This is a genomic window from Acinetobacter johnsonii CIP 64.6, from assembly GCF_000368045.1.
In the GTDB taxonomy this organism is placed as follows: domain Bacteria; phylum Pseudomonadota; class Gammaproteobacteria; order Pseudomonadales; family Moraxellaceae; genus Acinetobacter; species Acinetobacter johnsonii.
On sequence record NZ_KB849236.1, the window covers coordinates 22066 to 42143 of the forward strand.

A 20078-nucleotide genomic window follows, 5' to 3' on the forward strand; every position below is an offset into this window, starting at 1 on the left:
ACGGTGAATGGCTTATACAAAACAGAGGTGATTGAATATTTAAAAGCAGATTGGCAAGGTTTAGCAGATGTACAACTTGCGACACTAAACTGGGTGGATTGGTTCAATAAAGAACGTGTACATAGTGCGCTAGATTATGTATCACCTTTTGATTTTGAAGCAATGTACTATGATAAAATTAACCAGTTAGGTCAGGTGGCCTAACTTAAATAAAAAGTCTCCGACAAACCCGGTACGGTTCAATTTGATTATTTACATCATCATTTTTGGTTTCACGAATCATTAAGAACGCACATAAAGACAGAAGCGATGCCGCTGTGAGGTAGTAACCTACTGCGTGTAAACCATAGGTGGTTGCAAGCTTGGTGGCAATGAGAGGTGCAAATGAAGCCCCAAAGATCCCCGCAAGGTTAAAGGTTAGTGCTGAACCTGTATAACGAACGGATATTGGAAAAATTTCAGAGAGCACAGTACCAATTGGTCCATAGGTTAAACCCATGATGGATAAACCAATACACAGGAACAAGAACACAACAAGGGTATTGCCTGATTCCAACATGCTTGAGAATACTAAACCAAATAATGCCGCAGCAATACAGACTGCAATAGAGGTGGTTTTACGACCAAATTTTTCCGCAAAAACCGCCGACAAGGGGATGAATGCAGCAAAGCAGAGGGTTGCGACCAGTTGAAGTTGTAAGAACTGTTCACGGGTGTAACCGAGCTGTTTGGTACCCCATTGTAAAGCGAATACGGTTGTGAGGTAGAACACCACAAAAGTGCAGATGGCTGCAATGGTACCTAAAATCAACATGCCCCAGTGCTTGGTGATCACTTCTTTAAATGGAATGTTAACTTCTTTTTGCTTGTCTAAAACTTTCTGGAACGCGGGGGTTTCATGGAGTTGTAAACGAATCCACAGACCTACAATCACCAGTAAAGCACTTGAGATAAAGGGAATACGCCAGCCCCAAGTCATGAACGCTTCTTCAGTCATAAAATGACCCAGCGTTAAGAATGAACCAGTTGCTAAGATAAAGCCAATCGGCGCGCCCAGTTGGGGAAACATGCCATACCAAGCACGTTTACCTTCAGGTGCATTTTCCGTGGCAAGCAATACAGCACCCGACCATTCACCACCTAAGCCGAGTCCTTGACCTAAACGACACAGCGCAAGCAGTAATGGCGCGGCAATTCCAATTTGTGCATAGGTGGGTAATAAGCCGATACACACGGTTGAAAGTCCCATGGTCAGCAAAGCTGCAACCAAGGTCGCCTTTCGGCCGATACGATCACCTAAATGTCCAAACAGTGCAGCACCAATCGGGCGTGCAATAAAGGCAATCGCAAAGGTTGCTAATGACTGAATTGTAGCGGTCATCGGGTCGGTACTTGCTGGAAAGAACAAATACGGAAAAATGATGACTGCAGCAGTCGCATAAATATAAAAATCGAAGAATTCGATTGTGGTACCTACGAGACTGGCTGTAAGTACGCGAAATTTTGAGTTTACAGGCTGCTGTTTTTCAGCAACAGCAGTATTTAATGACGCCATGGTAGACCTTACACTTAAAAAATAGTCGAACTGAGTTTTAAAAGCGTCATCTTTTTAAAAAAGGCGTAATTTTTTAAAAAAATACGAATGTTCCTCGGGCAGACTGCGGAATTAGGGTTACTAAAAAATGTAGTGTGCGCGGGTTATATCACGTAAAGATAGATGGACAGGAAATGTGATCCTGCACCAATCAATACAAAAATATGCCAGATAGCGTGCGTATATCTTACCTTTTTTAGCGCATAAAACAATGCACCGATGGTATAGGAAAGTCCACCAATGATTAAAAAAGTCAAAGCAGGTTTAGATAAAAAGCGTTGCATATCATCCATTACCAGCACAGCCAGCCATCCCATGAGCAGATAAGCAATCAGTGAAATTTTTTCAAAGCGATGAATGAAAACTAACTTGAATAGTGTACCAATGATTGCAATCACCCAAAGTGCAATGAGTAGGTAATGGGCTTTTTGTGTGGGCAGTGCAATAGACAAAAATGGAGTGTAGGTGCCCGCAATCAGATAATAAATGGCAGTGTGATCTAATTTTTTATACCAGCCGCGACGCTCTGGAGATTCGGCAAAATGATACAAGCTTGATGCGGCAAATAATAAAAATAGGCTCAAAGCATAGACCCACAGCCCGATCCACTGCGCTGTTTCTAAGTAAGATCCTTTGATAATCAATAAAATACCCGCTATGAGTGCAAGACCTGCACCAATAGCATGGCTAATAAAGTTGATTTTTTCTTCAACTGGATCGTAGTTTACAACAGGGCGAGCGCTCATAAGTCATGTGCATTTTTATAAAATATACAACTGTATCGTAATTCAAATTTGCATTTAGCGTAAGACGCTTTAAAATTTAATCGCAATTCTTTTTTTGGTTTCTATTATGACCGTTTCGGTATCGTCCTCTGCACAAGAGCAGCAATTCCTTCAAGCCTTTCAGCAAGCGCTTGAATCTCAAAGTTTTGATCGGATGATTCTGAGTCAATATCAGGGTGAACTTGAGCAACTCGAGAAGATGACTTTTCGAGTCGTCATGTTACAAGGACAGCCTGTATTGAGCTGTTTATATCGCCATAAAACCCAAGATGTCACCAAAAATTATTCATTAGACACAGCACTTGATACGGTAACTGCACTTTTGGCGCAGTGTAAACAAGCCAATCTGCTGACAACTGAACAAGAGTTGCAACTGAAGAAGAACAAGAAGAAAGCTATGCTGACGCAAAGTAAAAATAAAACGGTAACCAAAGCTGTTGAGCAGCAAGGTCATGACCGTGTCAAACAGCGTTTTGTCGATCAAGACAGTTATTTCTTACAGCCGCTTGGTATTACCGATGCAAAAGCGCACATCATTCCCAGTATGGCGCGTAAGTGGAAGCAGATTAATAAGTTTGTCGAAATTTTCTCAGGGGCATTAAGTCATATTCAACTGCCTGAACAACTGCGCGTGGTCGATTTTGGCTCAGGAAAGGGCTACTTAACCTTCGCTTTGTATGATTATTTGCTGAAGCAAGATATCAATCCTTTTGTGACTGGGGTTGAGCTAAACAGCAAGATGGTACAATTCTGTCAGGAGGTTGCGAACAAGTCAGATTTTCAGCAACTTGATTTTTTTCAGGGTGATGTTCGGACGTACCAACCTGAACGTCTCGATGTGATGATTGCGCTGCATGCATGTGATGTCGCGACTGACTTTGCGATTCATACCGGCATTCGTTTAAATGCCGAAATGATCATGTGCGCGCCGTGTTGTCATAAAGAATTACGCCCGCAACTGAAAGCTCCACTCGTGTTGCAACCGATGTTGCAGTTTGGCATTCATGCAGGACAGCAAGCTGAAATGCTGACGGATACTATTCGTGCCTTATTACTCAAAGCCTATGGCTATGAAACCAAAGTGTTTGAGTTTGTAGCACTTGAGCATACCAGTAAGAATAAAATGATTTTGGCAACCAAGCGTAAGGATTATCAAGCGCCCGATGTTGCAGTCTTGGCACAAATTCAAGCCTTGAAAGAGATGTATGGTATTCAAAAACACTCACTGGAATTGCTGTTGAATAATCAATGGGATCAGCAAGATGTAGGCTGTAAATGCTGATCTGAACATCACTTTTTAGTGCAATGACCAATATAGAGATGATTTATAGGGAAATGAAAATGCCAAGCTTGAGAATTACGCACGGAACATGGGATGAGTTGCAACAGGCTGCGAAAATGATTCGTGAGCAAGTCTTTATTCAAGAGCAAAACATTGCTGCTGAAGATGAATGGGATGAGCAAGATGAAATCGCAGTTCATTTTGTGGTCTATGAACAAGATCAAGCCATTGCAACTGGACGACTTTTGCAAAATCATAGTATTGGTCGTGTTGCAGTTTTGAAGTCACATCGTGGTTTGGGCGTAGGCAAAGTTCTGATGCAGGCGGTAATTGCATATGCTCAACAGCAACAGCATCCATTTTTAGTCTTATCCTCTCAAGTGCATGCGCAAGCGTTTTATCAGGCTTTGGGCTTTATGCAAGAGGGTGAGGAGTATTTGGATTGTGGTATTCCGCATATCCATATGCGTTTATCATCCATAAAAAAGCCCTGATCTTTCAGGGCTTTTTTATTAGTCACAGCATATTAGTGACCATGTTCAGTTGACATTTTCGCATGTTCATCGGCACTCATGTCGTGCTCATCAGCGGTTGCATGTTCTGTGGTATCTTCAGAAGCTGCTTGAGCTCTTGCTTCGCGCGCATCTTTATCCGCTTGTGCTTTGGCCATCGCTTCTTCAGACATTGCAGGCGCATTTTTAAAAGTATGTTGCTGAGAGTTTTGCTGCGTTTGCTGACTTGGCATATAGTCAGGCTCATTGGTAATCGCAAGGTAGAAGATACCTAAGAAAATTCCACTTAAAATGAAAGCAATAATCAGTGCTTTCCAACCCCATGGTGATTTTTCAGGAGAAGTATTGTCAGTCATGTGCAACAGCCCAATTGAATAAAAATAAATCTAAAACTATGTAACTTTATAACACAAAAAACTGCATCGGGCTTGAAAAGAATGCACTAAAATAAGTCAAAATTAGATGCTGAATCAGCAGGTTAATTTTGTTGTGTGCTGCGAGCGCAAAAAAGGATCTGCTGATCCCTTTTTTAAGATTGAAGTTTTAGCGAATCTGACCCGATGGCACCGATTCAACCAGACGTTGCGGTGCTTTGAAACGCTCACCGTATTTCGCTTCAAGTTCATTGGCACGTTGTACAGCTTGGTCTAAACCATATTGATTTAAGAACTGAATTGCACCACCTGTCCATGGCGCAAAACCAATCCCAAAAATCGAGCCTATATTGGCGTCAATCACAGACTCTAGGACGTTCTCTTCATAACAACGTAAAGTATCTAGCGCTTGCACAAACAGGAAACGGTCAATCATTTCTTGTTCAGAAATATCTACATCTTTTTTCCAATGACTCAAACCCTCCCAAAGATGCTTTTTACCACCTTCTGGATAATCATAGAACCCTGCACCAGCAGCTTTGCCTTTACGATCAAAAGTATGAATCATGGTTTGAATCACATCATCTGCACCTGAACGAGGTAAATCTTTACCCTCAGCCTGAAGTGCCTTACGGGTTTCATTGGCAACATGCTCAGAAAGCGTCAACGCAACTTCATCTTGAATGGCTAATGGGCCAACGGGCATACCTGCTTTGAGTGCTGCCATTTCAATACGAGCTGGATGTACACCTTCATGCAGTAAACGTAAACCTTCTTGAACAAAAGTACCAAATACACGACTGGTGAAGAAGCCACGGCTGTCATTGACAACAATCGGAATTTTGCCAATTTGCTGTACATAATCATATGCTTTTGCCAGAGTTTCAGTAGAGGTGTTTTTACCTTTAATGATTTCAACCAATTGCATTTTATCGACTGGACTAAAGAAATGCAGACCAATGAAGTTTGCTTGATCTTTCGATGCATTTGCCAAACCTGTGATCGGTAATGTCGAGGTGTTTGAAGCCATCACACCACCATTAACAAGGAATGCTTCAGCTTCTTGGGTGACTTTCGCTTTGAGTTCTTGATTTTCGAATACAGCTTCAATCATTAAATCACAGCCTTTCAGATCTTCCGCAGATGCTGTTGCAGTAATCAAGCTTAAAACCTGATCACGCTTTTCAGCGGTCATACGTCCTTGTGAAACACGCTTATCTAAAAGTTTTTGGCTATATGCCTTACCTTTTTCAGCATTTTCAACAGAGGTATCTTTCAGGATAACTTGAACACCTTTGATCGCTGTTGAATAAGCAATCCCTGCACCCATCATCCCCGCACCGAGCACACCGACTTTGGTCGCTTGCCATTTTGCAACATCTTTAGGACGGCTTGCACCAGCTTTAATGGCATTCAGCCCATGCCAAAAAGTACCGATCATATTTTTGGAAATTTGACCTGTCGCCAGATAAGTAAAATAGCGTGATTCAATAGTCAGTGCCGTGTCCACATCGACTTGCGCACCTTCAACCGCAGCCGCCATGATCGCTTCAGGTGCTGGATAACATCCTTTGGTTTTATCACGGAGCATTGCAGGAGCAAACGCCAGCATTTGCGCAACTGCAGGTGTTTTAGGATCACCACCCGGAATTTTATAGCCTTTAACATCAAACGGTTGTTGTGACTTTGGATTAGCTTTTACCCAAGCGATGGCCTTATCCATCAACTCTTCAGGTGTTCCCGCAGTATCTTGGATTAAACCAAGCGATTTTGCTTTATCCACCCCAAATTGCTTACCTTCCATTAAGAATGGAAAAGCATTTTGTAGACCTAAAAGGCGTACCATACGCACGATACCACCACCACCCGGCAGTAGACCTAAAGTGACTTCTGGAAGTCCAAATTTAGTCTTAGGATCATTCAATGCAATACGTGCATGACAACCTAAGGCGATTTCCCAACCGCCACCTAAAGCTGTACCGTTCAATGCTGCAACCACAGGAACACCTAAAGTTTCGATATAACGAAACTCTGCTTTCATTTTCTGAATCATTTCAAAAAATGGTGTGGCATCTTCCAAACGTGCTTGGATCAATTCATCCAAATCACCGCCTGCAAAAAAGGTTTTTTTCGCTGAACGGAAAATAATTCCCGTAATAGAAGTTTCAGATTTCAATTTAGAAACAATATTTTCTAAAGCTACACGGAAATCCGCATTCATGGTATTTGCAGATTGATTCGGTGAATCCAAGGTCAGAATAATAATGCCATCATCATTTTTTAGATATTGAATTGCGCTCATTGTTATTCTCCTTATACCAACTCAATAATGGTCGCAATACCCATGCCACCACCAACACACAATGTTGCCAAACCACGCTTTTTGCCCTGACGCTCTAATTCATCCAGTAATGTTCCGAGAATCATTGCACCTGTCGCACCCAATGGATGCCCCATCGCAATTGCACCACCATTCACATTCACCTTCTCAGCAGGCACTTTCAATTCCGTCATAAAGCGCATGACTACAGATGCAAAGGCTTCATTGACTTCAAATAGATCAATATCGTCAATGCTTAAACCCGCTTTTGCCAATGCTTTACGTGCGGCAGGTGCAGGCCCAGTGAGCATAATGGTTGGATCAGAACCCACCAATGCGGTCGCCAATACTTTGGCGCGTGGTTTTAAACCTTGTTCTTTGACCGCTTTCTCGGAAGCAAGTAATACAAGCGCTGCACCATCGACAATACCCGATGAATTACCTGCATGATGCACATGATTAATTTTTTGCGCTTCTGGATATTGTTGTAATGCAATCGCATCAAAACCCATTGCACCCATCATTTCAAAACTTGGATTGAGTTTTGCCAAACCTTCCGCTGTTGTTGACGGTTTGATAAATTCATCTTGATCTAAAATGGTCACTCCTGCTTTGTCTTTAATAGCAACCACTGATTGATTGAAATAACCCGCAGCTTGCGCAGCTGCTGCTTTGCGTTGCGAATTTGCTGCAAAGGCATCGACATCTGAACGTGTATAACCATCCAATGTTGCAATTAAATCTGCACCAATCCCTTGCGGAACAAAGTGTGATTTTAAATTTGTTTCAGGGTCTAATGCCCATGGCCCACCATCTGAACCCATTGCAATACGTGACATCGACTCGACACCACCTGCAACAACAATGTCTTCCCAACCTGAACGTACTTTTTGCGCAGCCATATTGACCGCTTCTAAACCTGATGCACAAAAACGGTTAATTTGCACACCTGCAACATCATTATCCCAACCCGCTGCGATTGCCGCAGTTTTAGCAATATCACCACCTTGGTCTGCAATAGGCGTGACACAACCCAAGACAATATCATCTACTTTAGAAGTATCTAAATGATGACGATCTTTCAATTCATTCAACAATGTGGTCAATAGCGTAATCGGTTTCACTTCATGCAGTGAACCATCTTTCTTTCCTTTTCCGCGTGGTGTGCGAATGGCGTCAATGATATAAGCCTCGCTCATAGCTGTTCCTTTTTATGACTTTTAAGTTGTTATGCATTTGAGTGTACAAATTAATGGCCGTGATGCAATGACTAGAACGGGTCAGGTCAGATGAGTCTTTTTGCCAATAGACTGAAGATTGGGGCATAAAAAACCCAAGATCGAAATCTTGGGTTTAGCAATGTGCCGAACCGTCGTCAAACTAAAAAATTAGTGATAGCCGTGTAGTTGGCGATATAAACCAGGTGTAACCCCAGTCCATTTTTTAAAGGCACGGTGGAATGTACTGGTTTCACTAAAGCCCACTTGTTGTGCCACATCTTCTAAAGTCAAACCTGGGTTCAATAGTAGGTGGATCGCGGCATCACGACGTAATGCATCTTTCACGCCTTGGTAACTTTTACCTTCAGCGGCTAAGCGGCGACGCAACGTTTGTGGAGATAAATACAGCATAGAAGCCACATCATTCAGAGTTGGCATTTCCTCACCAATTTGACTCTTCAATACATCACGAATACGTGAAGTGAGTGAGTTGGTGTTTTTAAATTTCACCAACAACTGTGCAGGCGCGGCTTTTAAGAACTCTTCTAATGTTTCTTCATTCTGACGAATTGGTAAGTCCAAATAATCTGCGGCAAAAGTGATTTCGGTACGCGGCATGTCGAACTGCATCACAGGTGCGAAGAATAGGGCATCATACTCATCTGCATGAGTCGGACGTTCATAACCAAAGTGTACACGTTCCAGTGGTAAACGACGTTCAATCAACCAAGATGCGAGACCATGCCAAATCATCAGCATACTTTCGGTAATGAAGTGATCTGGGTCCATCGATTTCGGAATCTGAGGAACAAGACGAGCTTCATGCTTGTCGCGTTCTAAGGTCACCGACCACTCATCACCAAACAATTTATAAAACTGTGAAGACAGTTCTAAAGCATCACCTAAGGTTTTGGCATGAATAATCAGCTGACACATGATGGCAAACGTACCTAAACGACGTGGTTGCTTATCGAAGCCAACATGTTCGTCTTGGGTCACCATCCATAACATTTTAACGAAGCGAGTATATTGTTCTGGAGAAATACGGGCTTTAGGTTGACGCAGCAGTTCTGCCTCAATCCCTACGTGAGAAAGTAATGTTTCGACATCCATGCCGAGACGTTTTACGCCAGTTAAAGCCGCATTGACGAAATGGATACTAATGGTATCGCGGCTCATATTTAATCCTTCAGTCTCTTTTATATTCACTTGCGTTTGACCTAAATGACGCTAAAAAAAGTATTTTAGGCAATTTACACTAAAGTTTTTTGCCTTTTTACATGTTAAATTGCCGAAATGATCAAGGTAAATGGCTGAACATGACATTGTTTTGTTGCTTTTATATTTCTAAAATAGCTAAAAAATCAACATAAAAAGAGAAAATAAACATGGATATGGCATTGAAAGGATTGAAAGTTCTCGATTTTTCTACACTTTTACCCGGACCTTTTGCAACAATGTACTTAGCAGACCTAGGTGCAGAAGTGATCCACATCGAGTCTCCAACCCGCCCCGATCTGATCCGTTTAATGCCACCTTATGCCAATGGACAGGCCACTGCACATAGTTATCTCAACCGAAATAAGCATGCAGTGGCATTGGATTTGAAAGATCCTGCCAATATTGAACTGATCAAATCGAAAATTTCAGACTATGACATTGTGATTGAACAATTCCGTCCAGGTGTGATGCAAAGATTAGGACTCGACTATCAGACCTTATCTGAAATTAATCCACGCTTGATCTATTGTTCCATTACGGGTTATGGGCAAACAGGGGGGTATCAAAATAAAGCAGGACACGATATCAACTATGTGGCTTTGTCAGGGATCGCGGGACATAGTGGGCGACAGCACAGTGGACCACCACCAATGGGGATTCAAATTGCGGATATTGCTGGAGGCTCTTTGCATAGCGTGATTGGAATTTTAGCGGCAGTAATTGAAAGGCAGCGGAGTGGTTTGGGGCAGTATATTGATATTTCTATGACCGACTGTGTGGTGGGGCTCAGTAGCATGGCCGCAGCTGCGAGCTTAGCAGGACAGGAAAAACAAGGGCCTGAGCAAAGCTATCTCAATGGTGCGACTTTTTATGACTATTATGAAACCCAAGATGGACGTTATTTATCGATTGGGAGTTTAGAGCCACAGTTTTTACATGGGTTGGCCCAGATTTTAGAATTGCCGATTGTGGCTGAAAAAGGAGCCTCACTGGCAACCGAAGACCGTCAGGTGGTGAAACAAGCAATAAAAGACAAAATTAAAACCCAAGATTTTGCCACGTGGAACGCAATTTTTCAGCAGCAAGATGTCTGCGTTGAGCCGGTATTAACGTTGGATGAAGCACTCGATTCGCAGTTGGCCAAAGATCGTACATGGGTGGTTTCTGTACCTTTACAAGAGGGGAGTACAAAAAGCGAACAACAATTAGCTTGTCCAATTAAGTTTTCACGTTCAAAAATAAGATATGAATTTATAGGCAAACCACTTGGTTTTGATTCTTTATAAATATCATATAGCGATAATCTGGATAGATTTAAAACAACAAAACGTCATAAAATGGGTTTTTTATACAAATAAAGCGTATCATATCGATTAGTTGTAATTTTGTAAGAAAGGTCACCAATTATGAATAAATGTAAAAGAAGTTGGTGTTTTAACCTCAGTCTCTTAGCACTCAGTTGCTGCTTTCAAAGTGTGTATGCTGCAAATGCCTTTGAGGCAGAAAGCCCTTGGATGCTGGGTGACTGGAATGGTCAGCGCAGCGCATTGCAGCAAAAAGGCTACGACTTTAGCTTTGGCTATACGGGTGAAATGGCAACATTGCTCGATGCCTCACATTCTTCAAGTCATGGTACCGAATATGCAGATCAGTTTGCATTTGGTACGCATTTCGATTTAGACAAGATTTTGGGTTGGCAGGATACTGAGGCTCAAATCACCATTACCGAACGCAATGGGCGTTCACTTTCTCAAACATCCGATGCTTTAGATGGACATTTAAGCTCCACTCAAGAAGTGTGGGGGCGTGGACAGACGTGGCGTTTAACCGATTTGTGGATTAAGAAAAAGTTCATGGATCAAAAGTTAGACATCAAAGTCGGTCGTTTTGGTGAGGGTGAAGACTTCAACAGTTTCGACTGTGATTTCCAAAACCTTGCGCTCTGTGGCTCTCAAGTTGGTAACTGGGTCGATGACCAGTGGTACAACTGGCCTGTCAGCCAATGGGCTGCGCGAGTCAAATATAACCTTCGGCCAGACCTGTATGCACAAGTTGGGGTGTATGAATATAACCCTGAAAACTTAGAACGTGGCAAAGGCTGGAACTTAAGTACCGACGGTTCGCAGGGTGCCATTATTCCTGCTGAAGTGGTGTGGCAACCTGCTGTAGGTATAAATAAGTTACCCGGCGAATATCGTGCGGGTTATTACTACAGTTCTGCAGATGCCACAGACATTCAAAACCCACAGCAAACCTCACATAAGCAAGGGGGGTGGGTGGTTGCTAAGCAGCAACTCACAGCACATCACGGTGATGCCGCGCGCGGTTTAACAGGCTTTGTGAATCTCACATTACATGATTCAGATACCAATACGGTTCGCGACATGCAGAATATTGGCTTGGTCTATAAAGGCGCTTTTGATGCTCGCCCTCAAGACGAAATCGCGATTGGCTTAGCCCGTATTAATATCAATGATGATGTCAATGACGCGAATATTGCCAATAACAGCATCGATGCCCGTGGCTTACAAAGTGAAGAATATGATGCCGAGATTTACTACGGTATACATGCAGCTAACTGGTTAACCATTCGTCCCAATATCCAATATATCCGCCATGTAGGCGCGTATAAAAATGGTGAAAATGCATGGGTCGGCGGAATTAAATTCCAGACCGCATTTTAGTTTCTAGATCGATAAGTATTTGTCCAACAAGGTTGATAAATACTTTTTACGGTTGTTCAAAGCATAAAACTGTTCGAAATAAGTCGTTTGGACAGATACTTAAAATCTAAAAACTGTCTAGGTGCTCATATCGATATTGAAACGATATGAGCTTTTAACAGAATCTAAGAAAAAGGTGGTCAATATGAGTACTCCGTCTTCAGGTTCAGGGCTTAAAACTTTTACAGCTGTGATTGCTGTGATCTTTGGTTTAGTCCTGCTGATAGGAGGGATTTATCTTGCAGTGCTTGGTGGGTCTTGGTACTACATCATTGCAGGTTTACTCTTCATCGCGACTGCAGTTCTACTGCAAAAATTAAAAAGTACGGCATTAATCGTTTATGCGTTGCTGGTCTTGGGTACAGTGGTTTGGGGCTTATGGGAAGTGGGTTCAGACTTCTTTGCCTTGGCGCCACGTTTAGATATCCTTGGTTTATTTGGCTTATGGTTACTCATTCCAGCGGTAACGCGTGGTTTTGACAACGTAAAAAGTGCAAAACTGGTTTTAACAGGTTCATTGGCAATTACCATTGCAGTGATGATCTATGCTGTGTTTAATGACCCTCAAGAAATTCGAGGTGAACTGAGCAGCAAGCAACCTGCAACCGCACAGTCCATTCCGGGTGTTGCTGATGGCGACTGGCCTGCTTATGGTCGTACTCAGTCTGGTTTGCGTTATTCTCCTTTAACGCAAATTAATTCTGAGAATGTTAAAGATTTAAAAGTGGCTTGGACCTATAACACAGGTGACTTTAAAACAGAAAATGACTCTGGTGAAACCACCAATCAGGTCACCCCAATTAAAGTTGGGGACAATATGTATATCTGTACCACGCACCAAAAACTGGTTGCCCTCGACCCAGCGACAGGTAAGGCGAAATGGACTTTTGATCCGAAGTTGAAATCGGACAATACTTTTCAGCATTTAACCTGTCGTGGCGTGTCTTATTATGATGCGAACAATACAGTTGGTTTTGAAGCCAGCTTGCAACATAAAAAGTCATCGTCTGAGTTGTGCCCACGTAAAGTAATCTTACCTGTCAATGATGGTCGTTTGGTTGCCATCAATGCTGATACTGGTGAGCGTTGTACGGACTTTGGTAAAAATGGTGAAGTCGACTTACAAAAAGATATGCCATTCCCTTATCCGGGTGGTTATATCCCAACTTCTCCACCTGTGGTCACAGGCACGACGATTATTATTGCGGGTTCAACCACAGATAACTATTCAACTGAAGAACCTTCAGGTGTGATCCGTGGTTATGATGTGAATACGGGTGCATTGTTGTGGGTGTTTGACACAGGTGCAGAAGATCCGAACGCGATTCCAGCTCCAGGTCAAAAGTATGTTCAAAACTCACCGAATGCATGGGCACCATTAGCCTATGATGCAGCCTTGGATATGGTTTACATTCCAACGGGTGTGGGCACGCCAGATATTTGGGGCGGTAACCGTACCGAGTTGCATGAGCGTTATGCTAACTCAATGCTGGCACTGAATGCCTCAACAGGTAAGTTGGTGTGGAACTTCCAAACCACGCATCATGATTTGTGGGATATGGATGTACCATCACAACCGACATTGACGGATATTAAAGATAAGTCAGGCAAAATGGTTCCTGCCATTTACGTGTTAACGAAAACAGGTAATGCCTTTGTTCTAGACCGTCGTACTGGTGCAGCCATTGTTCCAATTACGGAAAAACCTGTACCACAAACGGTGAAACGTGGGCCGCAAACCAAAGGTGAGCGTTACTCTGCGACACAACCTTTCTCTGACTTTGACCTTGCGCCAAAAGAGAAATTGACAGATAAGCAAATGTGGGGCGCAACCATGTTTGACCAGTTGATGTGCCGTGTGTCTTTCCACAAACTGAACTATGATGGTATTTATACCCCACCTTCAGAAAATGGAACTTTGGTTTTCCCAGGCAACTTAGGTGTATTTGAATGGGGCGGTATGTCCGTTAACCCTGATCGTCAAATTGCGGTGATGAATCCAATCGGTTTACCGTTTGTCTCTCGACTCATTCCAGCCGATCCAAACCGTCCGAAAACAGCCAAAGGTGCAGGCACCGAAGCGGGTGTACAACCGATGTATGGTGTGCCTTACGGTGTTGAGATCAGTGCGTTCTTGTCTCCATTTGGTTTGCCATGTAAACAGCCTGCTTGGGGCTTTGTGGCGGGCGTAGATTTAAATACCCACGAAGTTGCATGGAAACGTCGTATTGGTACAATCCGCGACAGTTTACCGGGGATTCAATTACCACCATTTAAAATGGGGGTTCCTATGCTTGGTGGTTCAATCTCAACTGCGGGTAATGTGATGTTTGTCGGTGGTACGCAGGATAATTATATCCGTGCCATCAACGTGACCAATGGTGATGAACTTTGGAAAGGTCGTCTACCAGCGGGTGGTCAAGCAACACCAATGACCTATGAAGCCAATGGTAAACAGTATGTAGTCATTATGGCGGGTGGTCATGGTTCATTTGGTACCAAGATGGGAGATGCCTTGGTGGCGTATGCCTTACCCGATGCCAAATAATCGTGTGTAGTCATTTAAACTTTCAAATAGCCTGATTCGTCAGGCTATTTTTATATACAGTCGGTTTAAAAGGGCAAAGTGATGAGGAGGAAAGAATAGAAAAATTGAGTTCTACCCAGATAAGCCGAGTTTAAAATTCACGTAGTAGCAATGGATGGGCTAGCGTGTATACGATAGATTGAAGGAAGTTAGCTGAATAATGTATAAGTATCTAATAAAAAATACTTTAATCAGAAAAAACCTTTAGGATTAGGGACAAACAGTACATCTACTTATCCTTATCAATAAAACAGCTATGAAATATGTAAAAAACGCATTTTGTTGATAGTTTAAATCTCGTTATGCTGTCAGCCGTTATAATGAAACTACTAGCTGTACGCCATGTATTTATATACTGATTTCGATCAGCAACTGATCAATGAACGTGTTGCACAGTTCCGTGACCAAACGGAACGTTATTTAGCTGGAAAACTCACTGAAGATGAGTACCGCCCATTACGTCTTCAAAACGGTCTCTATGTACAACGCTATGCGCCAATGTTACGTATTGCTGTGCCTTATGGCTTGATGAACTCAACGCAATTGCGCAAAGTTGCAGAACTTGCAACTGAGTTTGACCGTGGTTATGCACACGTTTCAACGCGTCAGAATATTCAGTTTAACTGGCCTGCGCTAGAAAATGTTCCAGACATGCTTCAAGAGCTAGCTTCTGTACAAATGCATGCGATCCAAACTTCGGGTAACTGTATTCGTAACACGACTACAGACCAATATGCAGGTGTGGTTGCTGGTGAAGTGGCTGACCCACGTCCAACGTGTGAATTGATCCGTCAATGGTCAACCTTCCACCCAGAATTTGCCTTCTTGCCACGTAAGTTCAAGATTGCTGTATCAGCACTTGAAGAAACTGATCGTGCAGCGACCTCATTCCATGATATTGGGGTGTATATCGTTAAAAATGAAGCGGGCGAAATTGGCTATAAAATTAAAGTCGGTGGCGGCTTAGGTCGTACCCCTGTGATTGGTAGTTTCATTCGTGACTTCTTGCCACGTGAAGACCTGATTGCTTACTTAGAAGCCGTACTGCGTGTTTATAACTTACACGGTCGCCGTGATAACAAATACAAAGCACGTATTAAGATTTTGGTGAAAGCGTTGACGCCTCAAGTTTTTGCTGAAAAAGTCGAAGCTGAGTTTGCGCACACCATTAAAACTTTAAAAATTCAGCCTGAAATTTTGCAGAAATTAGACGAAGAATTTATACCGTTTGATTATCAAGATTATGCAGATGAAGATTTTTCTGAACAGTTTGCTGCGCATCCAAAATTCAAACAGTGGTTCAATATCAACACCAATGCTCACAAAGTGAAGGGCTACCGTATTGTAACGATTTCGTTGAAACGTACGGGTATTGCACCGGGTGATGTGACCACTGAAGAGATGAATTTGATTGCAGACCTTGCAGACAAATACACCTTTGGTGAACTGCGGACCACGCATGAGCAAAATATTTCTTTGGTGGATGTGCCACAGAAAGATTTGTTTGAGCTTTGGACTATTCTTGAGAAAAACAATCTAGCACGTGCGCACATTGGTTTCTTAACCGACATTATTTGCTGCCCAGGTGGTGACTTCTGTTCACTGGCAAATGCGAAATCGATTCCTATTTCAGAAGCGATTTCACGCCGTTTTGATGACTTAGATACCATTTATAACCTTGGCAAACTGGATCTGAATATTTCAGGTTGTATGAATGCCTGTGGTCATCACCATGTGGGTAACATTGGTATTTTAGGTGTGGACAAAAAAGGCGCTGAATTCTACCAAATCACTTTGGGTGGTAATGCCGATCATGATGCTTCAATTGGTGACATCTTAGGCCCATCATTTGCAGCTGAAGTTGTGCCAGATATCGTTGAAGAAATTTTGAATACCTATCTTGACCTTCGTGCTGAGGGTGAAGAATTCATCGACACTTATCGCCGTGTGGGCATTCAACCCTTTAAGGAGCGTGCATATGCTTAATACAGCACGACAAGTCCTCTCTAAAGACGGCTCGATTGCAGACAACACTTACCAAGTGATTGGTGAAGAGGGCGTTTTACCGCAAGGTGATGTGGTTTTAACGGTTGAGCAGTTAGATCAATTGGCTCAAGTTTCAGGTAAAAAAGCACTCCTTGTTACAGTCGATGCTTCTCCTGAAACGCATGAGTTCCCTTTAGATCAGTTAGATGCCATCTTTATTGATTTTGCGGGCTTTAACGATGGTCGTGGCTATTCATTTGCAGCACTATTACGTCGCCAAGGTTTCCAAGGCGAACTACGCGCAACAGGTGATGTGTTTAAAGATGTCTTGAACTACATGAAACGTTCAGGCTTTGATACCTTTGTTATTAAAGAAGGTAAAGACATTCTTGAAGCTGCTGCGGGTTTAAATGATTTTAGAAATCCGTATCAAGCATCAACAGCCGTTGCACAAGCCAGTTATCAAACGGGTGCTTAAATTTTCAAGTGAATGTTCATCAAAAAAGCCAAACGAAAGTTTGGCTTTTTTGATGAAACACAATAAGTTTTATGCTAAAAGAAACTTTATTATTATTTTATAAGTTTTTCATATGAATCATTTGAGTGCTGATAATTTGATTATTGAAACTGTAGGCCAGGAGTTGGAACACAGAGGTGGATCAGGAAATTTGAACAACACTTATAAGTGATATTTTGCTCCCCAAATGATGTTATAAACATCAATATATGGAGTATTTTATGGCACGTAGACCAAGAAGAAATCATTCAAATGATTTTAAAGCTAAGGTAGCACTTGCTGCGATTAAAGCAGAAAAAACACTTGCTGAATTGAGTGCTGAATTTGATGTTCATCAAAACCAAATTATCGACTGGAAAAATCAATTAATTTCAGCTTCCTCGCAAGCTTTCGATCAATCAAAAGCTCCAACAGAACCACCCATCGATCTAAAAAAACTACATGCAAAAATTGGTGAGCAAGCATTAGAAATTGATTTTTTAGAAGGTGTGTTGAAGAAACTGGGCCGCTTCAACCACAAAAGTTAATCGACGACTCACTTCAGATTTCAGTATCTAAGCAAGCTAAGCTGCTGAAAGTCTCCCGTGGTTGTTATTATTATCGCCCAAAACCTGCGAGTGCATCAGATCTGAAGCTGATGCGGTGTATGGATGAATTACATATGCAATATCCTTTTGCAGGTAGCCGTATGATGCGTGATTTGTTGAATCGTCAAGGACATCATATAGGACGACGTCATACACGTACTTTAATGAAGAAAATGGGCATTAATGCGTTATATTGCAAACCAAATTTAAGCCAGGCTAATCAAGCTCACCGCAAATATCCATATCTGCTCAAAGGATTGGCTATTCAGCGCAGTAATCAAGTGTGGTCTACGGATATAACGTATATCCCTATGGCAAAAGGCTTTGTTTATTTATGTGCTGTGATTGATTGGCATAGCCGCAAGGTACTTGCGCATAGAGTATCGATTAGTATGGAGGTTACATTTTGCATAGAAACATTAAATGAAGCTATTGAAAAATATGGTCGACCTGAAATATTTAATACAGACCAAGGCAGTCAGTTTACCAGTGATGCATTTATTGATGTATTGAAATCAAATGGCATTCAAATCAGTATGGATGGTAAAGGTCGATGGGTTGATAATGTGATGGTTGAACGATTATGGCGGAGCGTTAAATATGAAGAGGTGTATCTCAAAGCCTACAGCAATGTTTTGGATGCGAAGAAGCAATTAAACGCATATTTTGAATTTTATAATTTGAAACGACCTCATTCGAGTCTGGACAAAATGACTCCAGATGAGTTTTACTATGACCAGCTACCACAACAAAATAAGGTAGCTTAACTAGAGCAGAGTATCACTTATAAATAAGCTTTTAGTTGTTCAAACATGTGGGACCACCTCTCACCTATCAGAAGATCAGTTAGTAGATCTCATAAATAAGTATAAAAGAGGGGATAGATTAGAAAAATTATTAGACGAATTTTCTATTAATATTAGACCAACAATGCTTGTTCGATCATTTCCTTTAGTTCGAGTAAGTAAATGTCCAAATTGCCCTGCTGATTTGGCATGTTCGATAGCTAATAAATCATCAAAGCTACTTTTGAATAATCACAAAGCAGAGTGCTGGAATTGTGGACATAAACCTTATATCTATAATTGTCCGTGTTCTGCGTGTATTGCAATTAGAAGAAAAGAAGAAGTCCAAACTGAAATTAAAATGAAAAATGATATAAAACTAAAAAAGGAAGCCATTGAAAAAGAGTATGGTTTTGAAAGGTATGAAAAAATTGAAGAGGATAGTCTAAGTATCAAAGAAAAAATTTTTCTATGTACGATTTTAAGGTGCTGTTTATCTGAAGATGGCCAATATATAAACCCAATTGGTTCCAGCCTAGAACCTGTTACTCCACATCAAGAATTAACAACTAAAATTATTAAGCATTTAATAAAAAATAAAATTTTAGTCCCATCAACTGATTCAGATATCGATGCTTTTGTATTCGATGAAAATAATAAGCCAAACAGTTACTATACTTATGATGTTAAATATGTGCTCAATATTAATGCGAATGACAAATTTAGTTTACTTATAGAGCGTTTATTATATTTAGAAATAGATGTACATGAAAGCTATGAGACATTATTGGATATTTGGAAAGACTTAGCTTTCTACGAAGTATTAAGTTATTTTTTGCATCAAATGAATGATGTGGGGTATGAGCCAAGTATTGGTGAGGTAACAAAGACAACCTTTAGTAAGCTACTTGAAAATTTTTCAGTGGGGCAAGTTTTTAATATAATTTTTAGAGCGGTAGCAAATAGTACAAGGGCTTATCAATCAGGAGAATATGCAAAGAAACATGCTATGAATATGGTTGTTACTTCATGCCGAAACCAAGGTGAGCGCGCTATTGCGGAACAATGGGATTTAAAGCTATACAATAGAATTAGACAGCTACCTGAAAGTGAATTGTCTAAAATGCTATTCACAGCTATCCTTCAGCAGCCTCATATAGGTTTTAGAGTATCTCCTACATTGGAAAACTTATTAGAAATAGCAAAGAGTAATAATTTGTGATGTCCTTAGTTACAAAAATTAATCCCGGTGTCATTTGGCTACTTATTGCTATTGCTACGGATGTGCTTTCGACTTTTTATTCCGCAAAAGGTAATGGCTTGGTCAATAAATTGGATCAAGGAATTGCACTGGTGCTTTATATGATTTCTTTTGCGTGTGCAGCCTATGCCTTGAAATTTATGCAAGCGGGAATTTTATATGTGCTGTGGTCTGGCATTGGTGTCATCGCCACAGCACTCCTTGCTAAAACATTCTTAGGACAGGACATTGATTTGGCTGGATGGCTCGGTATTGGTTTTATTACCGTGGGGCTCACTATTATTGCGCAATTTTCAAATATTGATGTTTAAAAAGAAGACGCTT

17 protein-coding genes are annotated in these 20078 nt (G+C 41.5%); 11 read left to right on the forward strand and 6 right to left on the reverse strand.

The window, feature by feature from the left end; genetic code table 11:
• On the forward strand, positions 1–204 hold a 204-nt coding region (locus tag F986_RS11160), incomplete at its 5' end, for an integrase core domain-containing protein (RefSeq protein WP_004695124.1).
• A gap of 1 nt (position 205) precedes the next feature.
• On the opposite strand, the gene F986_RS11165 is transcribed toward F986_RS11160, so the two are convergent.
• Both F986_RS11165 and trhA read right to left on the reverse strand, forming a co-directional pair.
• On the reverse strand, positions 206–1555 hold the full coding sequence (locus F986_RS11165; RefSeq protein ID WP_004695125.1) for an MFS transporter: 1350 nt from the start codon (positions 1553–1555) through the stop codon (positions 206–208).
• Between the two features lie 143 nt (positions 1556–1698).
• Positions 1699–2340 carry a PAQR family membrane homeostasis protein TrhA gene (gene trhA / locus F986_RS11170; protein ID WP_004695126.1) on the reverse strand — a complete coding sequence of 214 codons (642 nt, stop codon included), beginning with the start codon at positions 2338–2340 and terminating at the stop codon, positions 1699–1701.
• A 106-nt stretch (positions 2341–2446) separates the two neighbouring features.
• Between trhA and F986_RS11175 the strand changes: the two genes are divergently transcribed.
• Both F986_RS11175 and F986_RS11180 read left to right on the forward strand, forming a co-directional pair.
• Positions 2447–3661, forward strand: a complete 1215-nt coding sequence (locus tag F986_RS11175) for a class I SAM-dependent methyltransferase (RefSeq protein WP_004695127.1) — start codon at positions 2447–2449, stop codon at positions 3659–3661.
• Positions 3662–3720: 59 nt separating this feature from the next.
• Positions 3721–4155 carry a GNAT family N-acetyltransferase gene (locus tag F986_RS11180; RefSeq protein WP_004695129.1) on the forward strand — a complete coding sequence of 145 codons (435 nt, stop codon included), beginning with the start codon at positions 3721–3723 and terminating at the stop codon, positions 4153–4155.
• A 32-nt stretch (positions 4156–4187) separates the two neighbouring features.
• Here the strand turns inward: F986_RS11180 and F986_RS11185 are convergent, their stop codons facing one another.
• From F986_RS11185 to F986_RS11200, 4 genes are all read right to left on the reverse strand, one after another.
• Entirely contained in the window at positions 4188–4529 is a 342-nt protein-coding gene (locus tag F986_RS11185) for a hypothetical protein (protein ID WP_004695130.1), read from the reverse strand.
• Positions 4530–4716: 187 nt separating this feature from the next.
• On the reverse strand, positions 4717–6849 hold the full coding sequence (locus F986_RS11190) for a 3-hydroxyacyl-CoA dehydrogenase NAD-binding domain-containing protein (protein WP_004695132.1): 2133 nt from the start codon (positions 6847–6849) through the stop codon (positions 4717–4719).
• An 11-nt stretch (positions 6850–6860) separates the two neighbouring features.
• Positions 6861–8066: an acetyl-CoA C-acetyltransferase gene (locus tag F986_RS11195; RefSeq protein WP_004695133.1), complete on the reverse strand. Its 1206-nt coding sequence runs from the start codon at positions 8064–8066 to the stop codon at positions 6861–6863.
• A gap of 189 nt (positions 8067–8255) precedes the next feature.
• Entirely contained in the window at positions 8256–9266 is a 1011-nt protein-coding gene (locus F986_RS11200) for an AraC family transcriptional regulator (protein WP_004695134.1), read from the reverse strand.
• 209 nt (positions 9267–9475) lie between these two features.
• Here F986_RS11200 and F986_RS11205 point away from each other — a divergent pair, with 209 nt between their 5' ends.
• The 8 genes from F986_RS11205 (at position 9476) to F986_RS11245 (ending at position 20065) form a co-directional block, all read left to right on the forward strand.
• Positions 9476–10594, forward strand: coding sequence for a CaiB/BaiF CoA transferase family protein (locus F986_RS11205; RefSeq protein WP_004695137.1), 1119 nt, complete (start codon positions 9476–9478; stop codon positions 10592–10594).
• 120 nt (positions 10595–10714) lie between these two features.
• On the forward strand, positions 10715–11992 hold the full coding sequence (locus F986_RS11210) for a carbohydrate porin (protein WP_004695139.1): 1278 nt from the start codon (positions 10715–10717) through the stop codon (positions 11990–11992).
• 184 nt (positions 11993–12176) lie between these two features.
• Positions 12177–14579 (forward strand): glucose/quinate/shikimate family membrane-bound PQQ-dependent dehydrogenase, encoded by a 2403-nt coding sequence (locus tag F986_RS11215; protein ID WP_004695140.1) that lies wholly within the window; start codon positions 12177–12179, stop codon positions 14577–14579.
• Between the two features lie 381 nt (positions 14580–14960).
• Entirely contained in the window at positions 14961–16604 is a 1644-nt protein-coding gene (locus tag F986_RS11220) for a nitrite/sulfite reductase (RefSeq protein ID WP_004695142.1), read from the forward strand.
• Entirely contained in the window at positions 16597–17082 is a 486-nt protein-coding gene (locus F986_RS11225) for a DUF934 domain-containing protein (protein WP_004695144.1), read from the forward strand. Before F986_RS11220 ends, F986_RS11225 begins: the two co-directional genes overlap by 8 nt.
• Positions 17083–17330: 248 nt before the next feature.
• Positions 17331–18475 (forward strand): IS3 family transposase gene (locus tag F986_RS17945; RefSeq protein ID WP_115613877.1). Its coding sequence is split into 2 segments (ribosomal slippage): positions 17331–17595 and positions 17595–18475, totalling 1146 coding nucleotides; the frame shifts between segments, so codons are not numbered across the junction.
• A 379-nt stretch (positions 18476–18854) separates the two neighbouring features.
• Positions 18855–19715 carry a hypothetical protein gene (locus F986_RS11240; protein ID WP_017396939.1) on the forward strand — a complete coding sequence of 287 codons (861 nt, stop codon included), beginning with the start codon at positions 18855–18857 and terminating at the stop codon, positions 19713–19715.
• Positions 19715–20065 (forward strand): DMT family transporter, encoded by a 351-nt coding sequence (locus F986_RS11245; RefSeq protein ID WP_004695152.1) that lies wholly within the window; start codon positions 19715–19717, stop codon positions 20063–20065. Before F986_RS11240 ends, F986_RS11245 begins: the two co-directional genes overlap by 1 nt.
• Positions 20066–20078 lie beyond the last annotated feature (13 nt).

Coding starts and splice junctions, on each gene's coding strand:
- F986_RS11205 (WP_004695137.1), top strand. CDS start 9,476: ATGGATATGGCATTGAAAGGATTGAAAGTTCTCGATTTTTCTACACTT.
- F986_RS11200 (WP_004695134.1), bottom strand. CDS start 9,266: ATGAGCCGCGATACCATTAGTATCCATTTCGTCAATGCGGCTTTAACT.
- F986_RS11180 (WP_004695129.1), top strand. CDS start 3,721: ATGCCAAGCTTGAGAATTACGCACGGAACATGGGATGAGTTGCAACAG.
- F986_RS11175 (WP_004695127.1), top strand. CDS start 2,447: ATGACCGTTTCGGTATCGTCCTCTGCACAAGAGCAGCAATTCCTTCAA.
- F986_RS11210 (WP_004695139.1), top strand. CDS start 10,715: ATGAATAAATGTAAAAGAAGTTGGTGTTTTAACCTCAGTCTCTTAGCA.
- trhA (WP_004695126.1), bottom strand. CDS start 2,340: ATGAGCGCTCGCCCTGTTGTAAACTACGATCCAGTTGAAGAAAAAATC.
- F986_RS11185 (WP_004695130.1), bottom strand. CDS start 4,529: ATGACTGACAATACTTCTCCTGAAAAATCACCATGGGGTTGGAAAGCA.
- F986_RS11220 (WP_004695142.1), top strand. CDS start 14,961: ATGTATTTATATACTGATTTCGATCAGCAACTGATCAATGAACGTGTT.
- F986_RS11240 (WP_017396939.1), top strand. CDS start 18,855: ATGAAAAATGATATAAAACTAAAAAAGGAAGCCATTGAAAAAGAGTAT.
- F986_RS11225 (WP_004695144.1), top strand. CDS start 16,597: ATGCTTAATACAGCACGACAAGTCCTCTCTAAAGACGGCTCGATTGCA.
- F986_RS11245 (WP_004695152.1), top strand. CDS start 19,715: ATGTCCTTAGTTACAAAAATTAATCCCGGTGTCATTTGGCTACTTATT.
- F986_RS11215 (WP_004695140.1), top strand. CDS start 12,177: ATGAGTACTCCGTCTTCAGGTTCAGGGCTTAAAACTTTTACAGCTGTG.
- F986_RS11195 (WP_004695133.1), bottom strand. CDS start 8,066: ATGAGCGAGGCTTATATCATTGACGCCATTCGCACACCACGCGGAAAA.
- F986_RS11190 (WP_004695132.1), bottom strand. CDS start 6,849: ATGAGCGCAATTCAATATCTAAAAAATGATGATGGCATTATTATTCTG.
- F986_RS11165 (WP_004695125.1), bottom strand. CDS start 1,555: ATGGCGTCATTAAATACTGCTGTTGCTGAAAAACAGCAGCCTGTAAAC.